The sequence below is a fragment of the Sphingomonas sp. genome, from assembly GCF_041661825.1.
Classification (GTDB): Bacteria; Pseudomonadota; Alphaproteobacteria; order Sphingomonadales; family Sphingomonadaceae; genus Sphingomonas.
Genome location: NZ_JBAZTU010000001.1, coordinates 224,024 through 237,428, shown reverse-complemented (window position 1 = coordinate 237,428; position 13,405 = coordinate 224,024). Strand labels below are relative to the sequence as shown.

The following is a 13,405-nucleotide window of genomic DNA, read 5'->3' as shown; positions in this document are numbered from 1 at the left end:
GGAAGCATCGATCTGGGAGGCTTGATCCCGCGCCATCGTCATCGCATCCATGGACGATGGCGATCACCCTGCTTTCCTTGGCCAATGGCCACTCCTCGCTGGAGTTCGAACCTTCGGACCTGCCGGGGGTCGACTCCGCGATCCGGGATCGCTTCGGCATGCCAGAGCAACGTCATTATCCTGCATCCACCGAATATCGCTTCGGCGGATGCAGCTTTGCGTTCCAGAATGAATGGGATGATCCATGCCTGATCTCTGGATCTGTCGAGGGTGATGAAATTCTCAGGTGGCTCTGCGATAGCCTGAACGTCGGGGGATGATGAATCCGGTTCAGCCCCGGGTGACGGCCCAACGCTCCGCCAGGACATGCGCTTTGGGATCGTCGACATCGATCCAAGTGATGCCGGTGCAATCCGCCACATGGGCGAGGCCCTGGCCAGCCAGGTAACCGACGCCGGCGCTGAGCGAGGGCGCCTCGAAACGCTTCAGCGCCTCGAACAAGGCGGGGCCGATCGCGAAGACGCCAGTGTCGAAGCAATCGAACACTTCGATACCCTTGCCGATCGCGACGATGGCGTCGCCGCTGGTCTCGACGCGGGTGACGTCTTCCATGTCGACCGCTTCCTGCTCGAGCAGCCGGTCGATGCCGAGGGTGATGCCGCCCTGCGCCCCGGTCTCGGCAAGCAGCCGGTAAAGCGCGGGATCGACCAGATGGTCGCACATCGCGAGCAGCGCCTCGCCGCCGTGCGTCGCGGCTTCTGCGGCGAGGACGGACACGCCGTTCGGCTTGCGATAGTCTTCGGACATCACGGTCTCGACCGCCACCGGCCAGTCGCGTGCGGCGAGCGCAGCAGTAATCGCATCCGCGCCATAGCCGAGCACGACGATGACGCGGGTAACGCCCGCCGCCGCAAAGCCGGTGATCGCATGCTCGAGCAGGGTCTTGCCGCCCACGACGCACAGCGGCTTGTACGGTGCCAGCGCTCGCAGCCGGCTACCTTCGCCGGCTGCGAGCAGGATCGCAGTGTCGATCACGCCGCGATGAATTCCTCGACGGCGATCTGGGCGAGATCGTCCGTCATCTGCGTACGCGGATGCTTGCAGAAATAGGCCGAGGCGCCGTCGATCGGGCCACCCAGGCCGCGATCGAGCGCGAGCTTGGCACAACGGATCATGTCGATCGCGACACCCGCCGAGTTCGGGCTGTCCTCGACCGACAGGCGCAGCTCCAGGTTCATCGGCACGCCGCCGAACAGCTGGCCTTCCATGCGGAGGAAGCAGATCTTGTTGTCGTTCTGCCACGCGACATAGTCGGACGGGCCGACATGGATGTTCTCGTCTTCCAGGCGCTCGGCCGCGACCGACTGGACGGCCTCGGTCTTCGAGACCTTCTTCGAGGCGAGGCGCTTGCGGTTCGACATGTTGAGGAAGTCGGTATTGCCGCCGGTGTTGAGCTGATAGGTGCGATCCAGCTTCACGCCGCGCTTGGCGAACAGGTCGGTCAGCACGCGGTGGACGATGGTCGCGCCGAGCTGCGCCTTGATGTCGTCGCCGATGATCGGCACGTTCGCATCGCTGAAGCGCTTGGCCCATTCGGGGTTGCTGGCGATGAAGACCGGGATGTTGTTGACGAAGGCGACGCCCGCCTCGAGCGCGCATTCGGCGTAGAATTCGCTGGCCTGCTGCGAGCCGACGGGGAGATAGTTCATCAGCACGTCGGTGCCCGACGCCTTCAGCTCCGCGACGACTTCGTCCTTGGTCGGCTCGGCGATGTCGGCGAGCAGGAAGGTGCGGTCGTCCGGATAATCAGCCATATGCTCGGCGAAGCCGTCGAGGATCTTGCCCATCTTCACCTTGGTGCCGGTCGGCTTGACCACCGGCGAGAAGATCGCGGTGCAGTTCGGCTTGGAGAAAATCGCTTCGGCAACGTCCTTGCCGACCTTGCGCTTGTCGACGTCCCAGGCAGCGACCACCTGGATATCGCTCGGTCGGTAGCCGCCGAGTTCCCAGTGCATCAGGCCCACATTGTCGTTGGCGCCGTCCCGATAATGCTCCAGGCCCTGCACCAGCGAGCTTGCGCAGTTGCCTACGCCCACCAGGGCGATCCGAATGCTGTTCATGGTCGATTGATATCCTTGGAGTGAATAGAGAATAATGGCGTGGCAGCCATAGCTGCGGTTGCCGAGAACTGACGCAACAAAACGGCCTCGATATGGCGGTGCCAGCCAATGCCGACAGCGGTGACGAGGAACAGGGGCACGAGCTCGAACCACCAGAACCAGCGCGGATCGCCGGCCAGGCACGCGAGGAAGATCGCATAGACACGCACATTGGCGGTCAACAGGATCATCAACCGCATCGGCCCCGTCGCCCGTGCCGAATAGGCCGTGGCAAGCTCCGGGGCGATGGCGCGGTCCTCGAACAGGGCGTCGAAGCGGGTCGAGGCACGGTCGATCGAGGTGGCGATCCAGTCATAGGCCCGCACCACGACATTGCCCGACCCCGGTACCACCGGTCCGCGCGCCAGCCCACGGGCGCGGCGATGGAAGCGGGCGCGTTCGCCCTCATAGAGGCTCGACTGGACGATATGGGCGCCGCCAGCGCCCAAGGCCCAGGCCCAGCCCTCGCCGGTGCCGATCGAGGTGGCGATGACGACGTAGATCAGGATGAACACGCCGTGATCGCACACGCCGTCGAGGACGCGGCCGATCGCGCTGGCGGTATTGGTCGCGCGGGCGACCATCCCGTCGAGTCCGTCGGCGATCAGCCAGCAGATCGAGAGAGCGAGACCGACCAGGGCGAAGCGCCAGTCATGCCATTGGGCATAAGCGGCGGCCGCCATGATCCCGAAACCGAGCCCAATGACAGAGACCAGATTGGCGGAGACGCGGTGCTCCACCGCCCAGGGCAAAAGGGCGCGCCCGGCAGGGTGTATGATCCAGAGGTTTGTAGGATCCTCTATCCGGCGATCCCGCGACCCGTCCGGTGGAGGCGTTGTCATGCGGACGTCATATATTCGTCGCCGCGCCGAAGTCCAAAGAATGTTAATGTAGTACAAGAAATTCGCGGCGGGCCGTTGCGGCGGAATGTGCCGGATCGGGAGGAAAAAGCGGCATTCTGCGGCGGTGTCGCGCGGATTCCCGCCGAAATGGCGGAATCGATGACGGCGTGCCCTCGGGAACGGATTTGGGGCTCCCGGCGTTGTTCGCGCCCCTTTTTTCGCCGCGACTCGGCGGCGTTCAAGCCGCCTCTGCCGCGATCTTGCGCAGCGCCTGCTCGAACGCCTCGGGCGGCTGGCCGCCGGAGATGAGGTAGCGATCGTCGATGACGATGGCCGGCACGGCGCTGATGCCGCGCGACTGCCAGAGCTGCTCGGTGCGGCGCACTTCCTCGGCATATTGGCCGGTCGCGAGCACCTCGCGCGCCGCTGCTCCATTAAGGCCGGCCTTCTCCGCTGCCGCGACCAGCACGTCATGGTTCGACGGGTCCTGCTGGTCAGTGAAATAGGCATCGAACAGTGCATGCTTGAGCGCGGCCTGATGGCCTTCGATCTCGGCCCAGTGGAGCAGGCGGTGCGCGTCGAAGGTGTTGTAGATGCGGCTCTGGTCGGTGCCGCGCATGGCGAAGCCGAGCTCGGCGGCGCGGGCGCGGATCATCTCGCGATTGGCTGCGGACTGCTCCGGCGTCGAGCCGTATTTCTGGGCGACATGCTCGACGATGTTCTGGCCCTCGGGCGGCATGGCGGGGTTGAGTTCGAAGGGCTGGAAAGTGATGTGCGCGTCGACCACGTCGCCGGTCTTTGCCAGCGCTTCCTCGAGCCCGCGCAGCCCGATGATGCACCAGGGGCAGGAGACGTCGGAGACGAAATCGATCTTCATCGGGCGGGGCATGGGGATCCTCATCGAGCGGCGGCACCGCCCATATGAGGTGCGGATCCGGGAATTCCATCCCGGCGACCGCCAGTGTGTCAAAAACCATGTCGAAGGTCGCGCGTTGCGGCTGCCGATCAAACATGGTCCATTACCTGATCGGCACGCGCGCCTCACCACCGTCGCGAGCGATGGGGGGACGGCATGGCGCAGTCGAAGATCTTGCTGGGCGCGCTCGGGGCCGGGTTGCTGGCGGGGTGCCTGATCCGGATGTCGCACGATGCATCGCTCGTCGCGGTCGCGGCGGCGGTGAAACCGATTGCGTCCCTGTGGCTCGCCGCGCTCAAGATGACGCTGGTGCCGCTGATCTTCGCGATGGTCGCGGGCGGTATCTGCAGCTTCGTGACATCGCGGTCGGGCGGCCGCACCCTCGGCCTGCTCTTTGTGGCCTTTGCCGGCCTGCTGACGATCGGCGCGGGGTTCGGTATGGCCGCAACCTGGCTGATCCTGCGACTATGGCCGGTGCCCGAAGGATCGCTGGCGGGGTTGATCGCTGCACCGGGCCCCACGCCGCCTTTGCCCGGCTTTGCCGAGCAGCTGATCGGCTTCATTCCGGAGAATCCGGTGGCAGCCGCCGCGGCCGGGCAGATGGCGCCGCTGATGATCTTTGCGCTGTTCTTCGGCATTGCGGCGGCGGGCATTTCGCAGACCCGGCGCGCCACGTTGTTGGACCTGTTGCAAGGCGTGGGCGAGACGATGATGCGCATGGTCCACGGCATTCTGTGGTTCGCACCGCTTGGCATCTTCCTGCTGGCGCTGGGGATCGGTAGCGAGGCGGGGATCGCCGCTGCCGCCGCGTTGGGACAGGGGGTGGTAATTTGCGTCCTCGTCATGATCGGCGGGATCGGGCTGGCCTATGGTTTTGCGGCGTTGGCCGGCGTCGACCTGAGGTTGTTCGCTGCCGCAGCGATCGGGCCGCAGGCGATGGCGGCCGGGACCTGCTCGTCGATGGCGACTCTGCCCGCGATGATCGAAGCCGCGGAAACCGGAATGAAGATACCGCCCGCGCTGGCTGGTACGATCCTGCCGCTGACCGCCAGCACCTTCCGGTTCGGCACCGCGATTTCGGGCGGCGTGGTCTGCGTCTTCGCGAGCACCGTGGCCGGTATCCATCCGTCCGCCGCGCTATATGCGATGGCGGCGCTGATGATCGTGCTGAGCAATGTCGGCGTGGCCGGGTTGCCGGCGGCCGCGGTGCTCTATGCCGCCGACGCGCCGGCGATGCAGGTGGTGGGAGCGCCGCTTGGCTTCCTGCCGCTGTGGCTCGCGGTGATCGCCATTCCGGATATCTTCCTGACCGTCTGCAATGTGACGGCCGACCTTGCGGTCGCGGCCGGCACGTCGCGGCTGATCGGCCGGCGGACGGAGAGTGGGCCCGCGGAGATTGCCGGGCTGCGGGACATCTCCGGATAGAGCTCGGCGTTCGACGATCCCCGAGTCTCGCATCTGGCGATGTGGCCTCTATTAAATATTTGATATATAAAGATATTATGTGAATATCTCGTTTCGACGAGCAGCGGGAGATATGGGACAGGTGGTGTCCCATATCTCCCGCCGCTCGTCCCCACGGCCCAGTCAGCGCGGGCGATTCAACCGTGCCATGGGATCTGGCATGTCACCCTTTGCCGGTCTCAATCGGCGCGTCTCTATCGCCGGAACTTTATGCCACGGATTGCAGACGCCTGGGGAGGGAGGTCAGGTCGCCTTGCGCAGCGTCGCGACCTGTTTCGGCGTCACCCTGGACGGCTTCGACCCGAAGCGGGCGGTGACATAGTTCGCGACGGCGGCGATCTCCGCGTCGCTATAGGCGTGGCCGAAGGCCGGCATGACCATATCGCCCTGCGCCGTGTGCCGCCGCGCGCCGAGGATCACCACCTGCGCGACGTTGGTCGCCTCCGGGTCATTGACCGCGCGCGATCCGTTGAGCGTGGCGAGGCCGGTCAGCGCGCCATTGCCGTTCCACGCATGGCAGCCGATGCACGCACCCTCGAAGATCTTCTTGCCGAGCGGCGCTGCCTCGTCCGCGGCCGCCAGCCGATGGCCGCCCGGCGCGGGGCTGGAGGCCGGATGGGGCTGGTCGGGCGTCGAGACGGCGGGCACGCTGCGGAGATAGGTGACCATCGCCGCGATGTCCGATGGCGTCAGGTGGCGCAGGCTGAGATCGACTGCCTCGCCCATCGGGCCGGTGGCGGTGCCGCGGCCGGGGGCGTGGCCTTGCGAGAGATATTGGACGAGCTCGGTCTCGCTCCACTCGCCGACGCCGGTCGCCTTGTCCGCGGTGATGTTGAACGCGCGCCAGCCGGCGGCGACGGCGCCGGCATATTTGCGGCGGTTGTCGAGCGCCTGCATCAGGTTGCGCGGTGTGTGGCACTCGCCGCAGTGCGCCAGCGCCTCGGTGAGATAGGCGCCGCGGTTCCATTCTGGGCTGCGGTCGGTGTTCGGCTCGAAGCGGCGGTTCGGGTTGAACAGCCCGCCCCAGATCGACATCAGCCAGCGCTGGTTGAACGGGAACGAGAAGGTGAGCTTGGGCCGCTGCCGCTTCACCGGCGCGAGCGTGGCGAGATAGGCGCGGATCGCGAGCGCATCGGCGTCGGTCATCCAGGTATAGGCGCTGTAGGGCATCGCCGGGTAGAGATGCGCCTTGGGGCCCTTGCCCTCGCGCAGCGCAGCGAGGAACTGGGCATCGGTCCAGCCGCCGATCCCGGTCGCCTTGTCGGGGGTGATGTTGGGCGACCAGATCGTGCCGAAGGGCAGCTTGAACGGCAGGCCGCCGGCAAAGGGCACGCCGCCCTTGGCGGTGTGGCAGGCCTGGCAATCGGCGGCGAGCGTCAGATACTTGCCGCGCGCGACGGGATCGGCCGAGGCGAAATCGGCGGGCACGCCGGTCACGTCGGGGCCGCGATATTCCGCCAGCGACACGCGGTGCCCGCCGGCGAAATCCATCGCCCCCGGCCCGAAGGCGATCCAGGCCAAGATTCCTGCGCCCACCACCGCGATGGTGGCGACGACGCTCAGCACGATACGACGGCGGCTCATGCGTCTTTCCTCCCGGCCAATATGTCGCGGTCGATCGGCAGGCGGCGCAGCCGCTTGCCGGTCGCGGCGAAGATGGCGTTGGCGAGCGGCGCCATCGAAATGGCGGTGCCGGCTTCTCCGATGCCGCCCGGCGCCTCGCCGCTGCGCATGATGTGCACTTCGATCGCAGGCGTCTCGTTCATGCGGAGCATGCGATAATCGTGGAAATTGCTCTGCTGCACCCGGCCCTTCTCGATCGTGATCTCGCCGTGCAGCGCTGCGGTCATGCCGAAGACGATGCCGCCCTGGAGCTGCGCGATGATCGTGTCCGGGTTTACCGCGATCCCGGTATCGACGACGCAGACCACCCGGCGCAGCGTGACCTCGCCGTCTTCGGAGACCCCGGCTTCGACGACCGTGGCGATCCAGCTGGCAAAGGCGGGCTGCACCGCGACGCCCCGGCCGACGCGCGGGGGGAGGGGGCCGCCCCAGCCCGATTTCTGCGCGACGACGCGGAGCGCCGCCTGGAGGCGGGGGGCCTTGCCCAGCATGTTCATGCGGAACTGCACCGGGTCGACGCCCGCCTTGTGTGCCAGCTCGTCGATGAAGCTTTCGATGACGAAGACATTGTGCGCCGGGCCGACGCCGCGCCAGAAGCCGGTCGGCACGCCGGGTGGTTCCTCGCGCACGAAATCGACCCGGAAATTGGGGATGTCGTACGGCATGTCCTGTGCGCAATCGACGGCGTCGAAATCCTGGCCGTTGACGAAAGCGGGCGGCAGCCAGCGCGCCAGCACCGAGGATCCGGTAATGACATGGTGCCAGGCGGCGATCTTGCCGTCCTCGAGCGTTGCGCTGAACCGATCGTGCCACGCCGGGCGATAGACGTCGTGCTGGATATCCTCCTCGCGGCTCCACACGACTTTCACCGGCGCATCGACCTGCTGCGCGATACGCACTGCCTTTTCGACCTGGTCGACCTCGAGCCGCCGGCCGAAGCCGCCGCCGAGCAGGTGATTGTGCACGATGACCTTGTCGAGCGGCAGGCCGGTGACCTTGGCGGCGACCGCCTGGGCGCGGCTCATCACCTGGATGCCGGTCCAGATCTCGCAGCCGCCGGGCGTGATGTGCACGGTGCAGTTCATCGGCTCCATCGCCGCATGGGCGAGGAAGGGCACGTCATAGGTGACCTCGATCGGATCCTTGCCGAGCGCTTTGACGACATCGCCGATATTCTTGGCGTTGACGCCCGGGCGCTGGCTGGCCTTGACCAGATTGGCGCGAACCTGGGCGGTGTCGACGCCGGCATTGGCGCCCTCTTTCCAGGTGATGTTCAGCGCGGCGAGGCCCTGCAGCGCGGCCCACATATGATCGCCCACCACGGCGACCAGATCGTCCAGCACAACGACCTGGCGGAAGCCGGGCACCAGCTTCGCCGCGCTGTCGTCGACCTGGCCGACCGTGCCGCCGAAGACGGGGGAGTGCGCGAAGGTAGCGAACTTCACCCCGGGGGGCATCGCGTCGATGCCGTATTTGGCCTGGCCGTTGACCTTTTCCGGGGTGTCGAGCCGGCGGAGCGGCTTGCCGATCAGGCGGAAGTCCTTGGGATCCTTGAGCGGCGGATCGGCCGGCGGCTTCAACCCGGCGGCGCGACCGGTGAGCGCGCCATAGCCGATGCGGCGTCCAGTCAGGTCGTGGATCACCTCGCTCGCTTCGGTGCGGCAGCTCGCGGGATCGACCTTCCAGCCGGCGGCCGCGGCCTGGACGAGAATCGCGCGAGTGCCCGCGGCGGCCTTGCGCAACGGCAACCAGAAGGCGCGGATCGAATTGGAATTGCCGGTCGCCTGCAGGCCGAACACCGGATTGCCGTACAGCGCGTCGCTGGGCGGGGCGTGCTCATAGACGACCCGGCGCCAGTCCGCGTCGAGCTCCTCGGCGAGGATCATCGAGATCGAGGTGTAGACGCCCTGGCCCATCTCGACCTGGGGCATCACCAGCGTGACCTTGCCGGCGGGGTCGATGCGGATGAAGGCGTTGGGCGCGAAACCCGGCGTCGCCGCGTCGGCCGCGACGATGCCCGGCGCGATGAAGCCGACGATCAGGCCTCCGCCGACTGCGGCACCGACCTGAAGCAGGGTGCGGCGGGAGAGGCTTGAGCCGGTGGACGCGGGATCAATGAAGAGACGCATGGGCGAAGGACCTTGTAGAAGCGGACTGGGGCGCGAAGGTCGACGAGTCTCAGGGTGTGGCGGCGGCTTTCTTGATTGCCTCGCGGATGCGGACATAAGTGCCGCAGCGGCAGATATTGCCCGACATGGCCGCATCGATGTCGGCGTCGTCGGGCGCTGGGGTGCCGGCGAGCAAGGCGGCAGCGGCCATGATCTGGCCCGACTGGCAATAGCCGCACTGAATGACTTCATGATCGAGCCAGGCGCGCTGGACGCGTGCGCCGGCCGGGGTCTCGCCGATCGCCTCGATCGTGGTGACGGCGCGGGTGCCGAGGCTGCCGACGGGGAGCTGGCAGGAGCGCAAGGGTGCACCGTCGACATGAACGGTACAGGCGCCGCACTGCGCGATGCCACAGCCGAACTTGGTGCCGGTGAGGCCAAGCAGGTCGCGCAGGACCCAGAGCAAGGGCATGTCCGTCGGAGCGTCCACCTCATGCGCCGCACCGTTGACCGTCAGCTTGAGCATATCGCCCCCTTGTCGCCGACCCTGGCCGGCCATGGGCGCCGCCCGCAAAGTGCCGGCGACGCGCAGGCGAAGCGCCTGCCTTCCGTCCCGAGGCTACGTCCGTATCCGGGACCGCGTCCATCATACCATCGGATGGGGTGTGGAAAAAGCCGCCACCTGCGTCCTCTCACGCCAGGCCCCAACGCAAACCTTTGCATGATGGCCGAGAGATGACAGATTTGTCATGTAATCGAGGGCTCATTGCCATGACGAAGATGAAATAGCCGCCATCTGACGACGACGACTTCTCCGGGAACCCCATGAACCTGACTCCGATCTTCTACGACGCTTCTGGTCGCCGGCGCCGGCGCTTCGCATTTGCGGTCGGGGCGTTCGTGGCGTTGGTGCTGCTGTCCTTCGCGGCACTGGCCTTGTCGATCGGGGCCGTACCGCGCGCGCCGTTGCTGCCGGTCGATGTCGAGCATCCCGCGCTGATCCGCCTGCCGCCACCGCACGAGCCGCTGCTGAAGCGTGCGCGGCACGGCTTCACCCATTATGCCCGGCTGCTGACCGGCCGTCCGGCGCGCGGCGTGCGCGAGAATGCGCCGATCGCGATCGGTTTCCATGTGCCGTGGGACGAATCGAGCGCGGCCTCGCTGCGCCGGCATATCGAGGATCTCGACTGGCTGATCCCCGGCTGGGTGTCGGTGACGGGCGCCGACCACCGCATCACCGTGTTTCGCGATCAGGCGGGGCGGGCGATCCTCAACCGCGCGCCGCACCGGCCGCTGCTGCTGCCGATGATCCAGAACGCGATCCAGGGCAATTGGGACGGCAAGGGCATGGCGGCGCTGCTCGACAGCCCGGTGCAGCGCCGCGCGTTGCTCGACAAGCTCGAGCCCTGGCTGGCGGCGAACCAGGCCGGCGGCGCCTTTTTCGATTTCGAGGAACTGCCGCCGAGTGCCCAGCCCGATTACCGCGCCTTTCTGCGCGAGGCCAAGGCACGGTTCGGGCGGCATGGCTGGATCGTCGCGATCGCGGTGCCGGTCGGCGAGGATTCGGGCTGGGACGTGAAGTCCTATGCCGCCATCGTCGATCGCGTGTTCCTGATGGCGTATGACGAGCATGAGCTGGGCGGCGAGGCCGGGCCGATCGCGTCGCAAGCCTGGTTCGAACAGGCAGTCGCGCGCGCGTCGCGGGGTGTCGCGCCGTCCAAGCTGGTCGTGGCGATCGGCAATTACGGCTATGACTGGCACGGCAAGGGCGGCGATCCGCTGGCGGTCGACGAAGGCTGGCAGGCGGCGCGGGAATCGAGCGCGATGCCGGTGTTCGACCGGGCGAGCGGCAATAGCGGGTTCGCCTATGAGGAAGGGAGCGAACGCCACGTCGTGTGGATGCTCGACGCGGCGTCGGCCTATAATCAGATGCGTTTCCTGTCGCGCGCCGGGATCGGCGCGGTGGCGGTGTGGCGGCTCGGGTCGGAGGATCCGGGCTTGTGGTCGATCTTCGGGCGCACGCACCGCACCCTGCCGGCGCCCTCGGCGATCGATGCGATCCCGGCGGGCACCGATGTCGATATCGAGGGCAGCGGCGAGATCTTGAAGATCGCGGGCGTGCCGGTGGAGGGTGTGCGGCATGCGGTCGCGGCGAAGGATGGGTCGCTGGCGTCAGTCGACTTCGTCCGGTTGCCATCGCCCTATGTCGTGGCGCGGACCGGATACAAGCCGGGCGAGGTGGCGCTGACCTTCGATGACGGGCCTGATCCGGAATGGACCCCGCGTATCCTCGACATCCTGAAGCGCGAGCATGTGCCCGCGACCTTCTTCATCATTGGCGAGAATGCGCTGACCGAGCGGCCGTTGCTCGAACGCATGGTGGCCGAGGGGCATGAGGTGGGCAGCCACACCTATACCCATCCCAATCTGGCCGGCGCGACCGACAGCGAGACGGCGTTCCAGCTCAACACCACCCAGCGGCTGTTCCAGGCCTTTACCGGACGGTCCCTGCGGTTGTTCCGCGCGCCCTATTTCGGGGATGCCGAGCCGACCACGGCGGACGAAATCGAGCCCGCCCTGCAGGCGCAGAACCGGGGCTATACCTCGGTTGGGCTGCACGTCGATCCGGGCGACTGGAAACGGCCGGGTGTGCAGACGATCATCGACCTGACCGTTGCGGGGGTGGAGGCGTCCAATATCGAGCGGAGCGGCAATATCGTGCTGCTGCACGACGCGGGCGGCAACCGCGCACAGACGGTCGCGGCGCTGCCGGTGATCATCGAGACGCTGCGGGCCAAGGGGTATAAGTTCGTGCCGGTTTCGACCCTGGCGGGAATCCCGCGCGACGTGGCGATGCCGGTCATTTCCGAGAGCGACCGGGTGGCGGCCGAGACCGACCTGTTCATCTTCGGTACGATCGGCGCGACCATCACCGCGCTTGGCTGGATCTTCCTGTTCGCGATCAGCATCGGCATCCTGCGGGCAGTCACGCTGTCGGCGCTGGCGCTGATCCAGGCGCGGCGCGAGAGCCGGACGATCTTCCCGGCGATCGACCCCAACCGCTTCGTCACCGTGATGATCCCGGCGTTCAACGAGGAGACGGTGATCGTGCGCGCGGTGCACGGCGTGCTGGCCAGCGTCGATGTGCGGATCGAGGTGATCGTGATCGACGACGGATCGAGCGACCGCACCAGCGCGGTGGTGACCGAAGCCTTTGCCGACGAGCCCCGCGTGCGGCTGCTGACCTTGCAGAACGGTGGCAAGGCGCGCGCGCTGAACGAAGGGCTGAAGCTGGCGACGGGCGAGATCGTCATCGCACTCGATGCCGATACGCAGTTCGAGCCGCGCACCATCTCGCGGCTGGCGCGCTGGTTCGTCGATCCGGCGCTCGGCGCAGTGGCTGGCAACGCCAAGGTCGGCAACCGGGTGAACCTGGTCACGAAGTGGCAGGCGCTCGAATATATCACCGCGCAGAATCTGGAGCGGCGCGCGCTGGCCCGGCTCGATGCGATGACGGTGGTGCCCGGCGCGGTCGGCGCATGGCGGCTGTCAGCGATCGAGAGTGTCGGCGGCTATCCCGACGACACGCTGGCCGAAGACCAGGACCTGACGATCGCGATCCAGCGCGCCGGCTGGAAGGTCACCTATGATCAATATGCCGTGGCGTGGACCGAGAGCCCGGAAAGCTTCGCCGGTCTCGCCAAGCAGCGGTTCCGCTGGGCGTACGGCACACTGCAATGCCTGTGGAAGCACCGTGTGGTGATGGCGCGCGGGCGGCCCAAGGGGTTGGCTCGGGTTGGGCTGCCCCAGGCGATCGTGTTCCAGATCGTGCTTGCGGCGATCTCGCCGATCATCGATCTCGCGCTGATCCTCAGCTTCGTCATGACCTGGATCTCGGTCGAGGCGCATGGCTGGGCGCAGACTCAGCATGATGTCGAGAAGATGCTGATCTACTGGCTGGTGTTCACTGCGATCGACATGCTCGCGGCGGTGATCGCCTTCGCGCTGGAGCGGCGGGAGAAATGGAGCCTGTTGTGGCTGCTGATCCCGCAGCGCATCGGGTACCGGCAGGTGATGTATTATGTGGTGCTGAAGGCGATCGCCCAGGCATTGCGCGGCCCGCGGGTCGGATGGGGCAAGCTGGCGCGGACGGGGCGGATGACGGCGAACTGAAGTCTTCGTTTCGTACCCGTTTCGATACCCTTTTTTTCTTCCGCTGTTATGTTGGATTTCAGTGGTATTTTTTGCATGCGATACCAGTGCCTTGGGCCATGTTTTCCCTGTTACTGCATA

Annotated in this window: 10 protein-coding genes; 3 read left to right on the top strand and 7 right to left on the bottom strand. The window is 66.6% G+C overall.

The genetic code is table 11. The features are described 5' to 3' along the window. Positions 1 to 56: 56 nt before the first annotated feature. Entirely contained in the window at positions 57 to 320 is a 264-nt protein-coding gene (locus WC729_RS00985; protein WP_372848617.1) for a hypothetical protein, read from the top strand. 10 nt (positions 321 to 330) lie between these two features. Here the strand turns inward: WC729_RS00985 and WC729_RS00980 are convergent, their stop codons facing one another. The 4 genes from WC729_RS00980 to WC729_RS00965 form a co-directional block, all read right to left on the bottom strand. Then, positions 331 to 1,035, bottom strand: a complete 705-nt coding sequence (locus WC729_RS00980; RefSeq protein WP_372848615.1) for an NTP transferase domain-containing protein — start codon at positions 1,033 to 1,035, stop codon at positions 331 to 333. After that, positions 1,032 to 2,120 (bottom strand): inositol-3-phosphate synthase, encoded by a 1,089-nt coding sequence (locus WC729_RS00975; protein WP_372848613.1) that lies wholly within the window; start codon positions 2,118 to 2,120, stop codon positions 1,032 to 1,034. The genes WC729_RS00980 and WC729_RS00975 overlap by 4 nt, the downstream gene beginning before the upstream one ends. After that, a complete protein-coding gene (locus tag WC729_RS00970; RefSeq protein ID WP_372848611.1) occupies positions 2,117 to 2,899 on the bottom strand; it encodes a CDP-alcohol phosphatidyltransferase family protein in 783 nt (260 codons plus the stop codon). The genes WC729_RS00975 and WC729_RS00970 overlap by 4 nt, the downstream gene beginning before the upstream one ends. Before the next feature lie 340 nt (positions 2,900 to 3,239). Beyond that, positions 3,240 to 3,890 carry a DsbA family oxidoreductase gene (locus WC729_RS00965; protein WP_372848609.1) on the bottom strand — a complete coding sequence of 217 codons (651 nt, stop codon included), beginning with the start codon at positions 3,888 to 3,890 and terminating at the stop codon, positions 3,240 to 3,242. A 183-nt stretch (positions 3,891 to 4,073) separates the two neighbouring features. On the opposite strand from WC729_RS00965, the gene WC729_RS00960 reads away from it, so the two are divergent. Then, entirely contained in the window at positions 4,074 to 5,342 is a 1,269-nt protein-coding gene (locus tag WC729_RS00960) for a dicarboxylate/amino acid:cation symporter (protein ID WP_372848607.1), read from the top strand. 282 nt (positions 5,343 to 5,624) lie between these two features. Here the strand turns inward: WC729_RS00960 and WC729_RS00955 are convergent, their stop codons facing one another. The 3 genes from WC729_RS00955 to WC729_RS00945 are packed head-to-tail and all read right to left on the bottom strand — an operon-like array spanning position 5,625 to position 9,638. After that, positions 5,625 to 6,965 carry a cytochrome c gene (locus WC729_RS00955; protein WP_372848605.1) on the bottom strand — a complete coding sequence of 447 codons (1,341 nt, stop codon included), beginning with the start codon at positions 6,963 to 6,965 and terminating at the stop codon, positions 5,625 to 5,627. Continuing rightward, positions 6,962 to 9,133, bottom strand: coding sequence for a molybdopterin cofactor-binding domain-containing protein (locus WC729_RS00950; protein WP_372848603.1), 2,172 nt, complete (start codon positions 9,131 to 9,133; stop codon positions 6,962 to 6,964). The genes WC729_RS00955 and WC729_RS00950 overlap by 4 nt, the downstream gene beginning before the upstream one ends. Positions 9,134 to 9,182: 49 nt before the next feature. After that, positions 9,183 to 9,638, bottom strand: a complete 456-nt coding sequence (locus WC729_RS00945) for a (2Fe-2S)-binding protein (protein ID WP_372848601.1) — start codon at positions 9,636 to 9,638, stop codon at positions 9,183 to 9,185. A 299-nt stretch (positions 9,639 to 9,937) separates the two neighbouring features. Between WC729_RS00945 and WC729_RS00940 the strand changes: the two genes are divergently transcribed. Next, complete coding sequence (locus WC729_RS00940; protein WP_372848599.1) at positions 9,938 to 13,285, top strand: polysaccharide deacetylase family protein; 3,348 nt, start codon at positions 9,938 to 9,940, stop codon at positions 13,283 to 13,285. Positions 13,286 to 13,405: the final 120 nt, after the last annotated feature.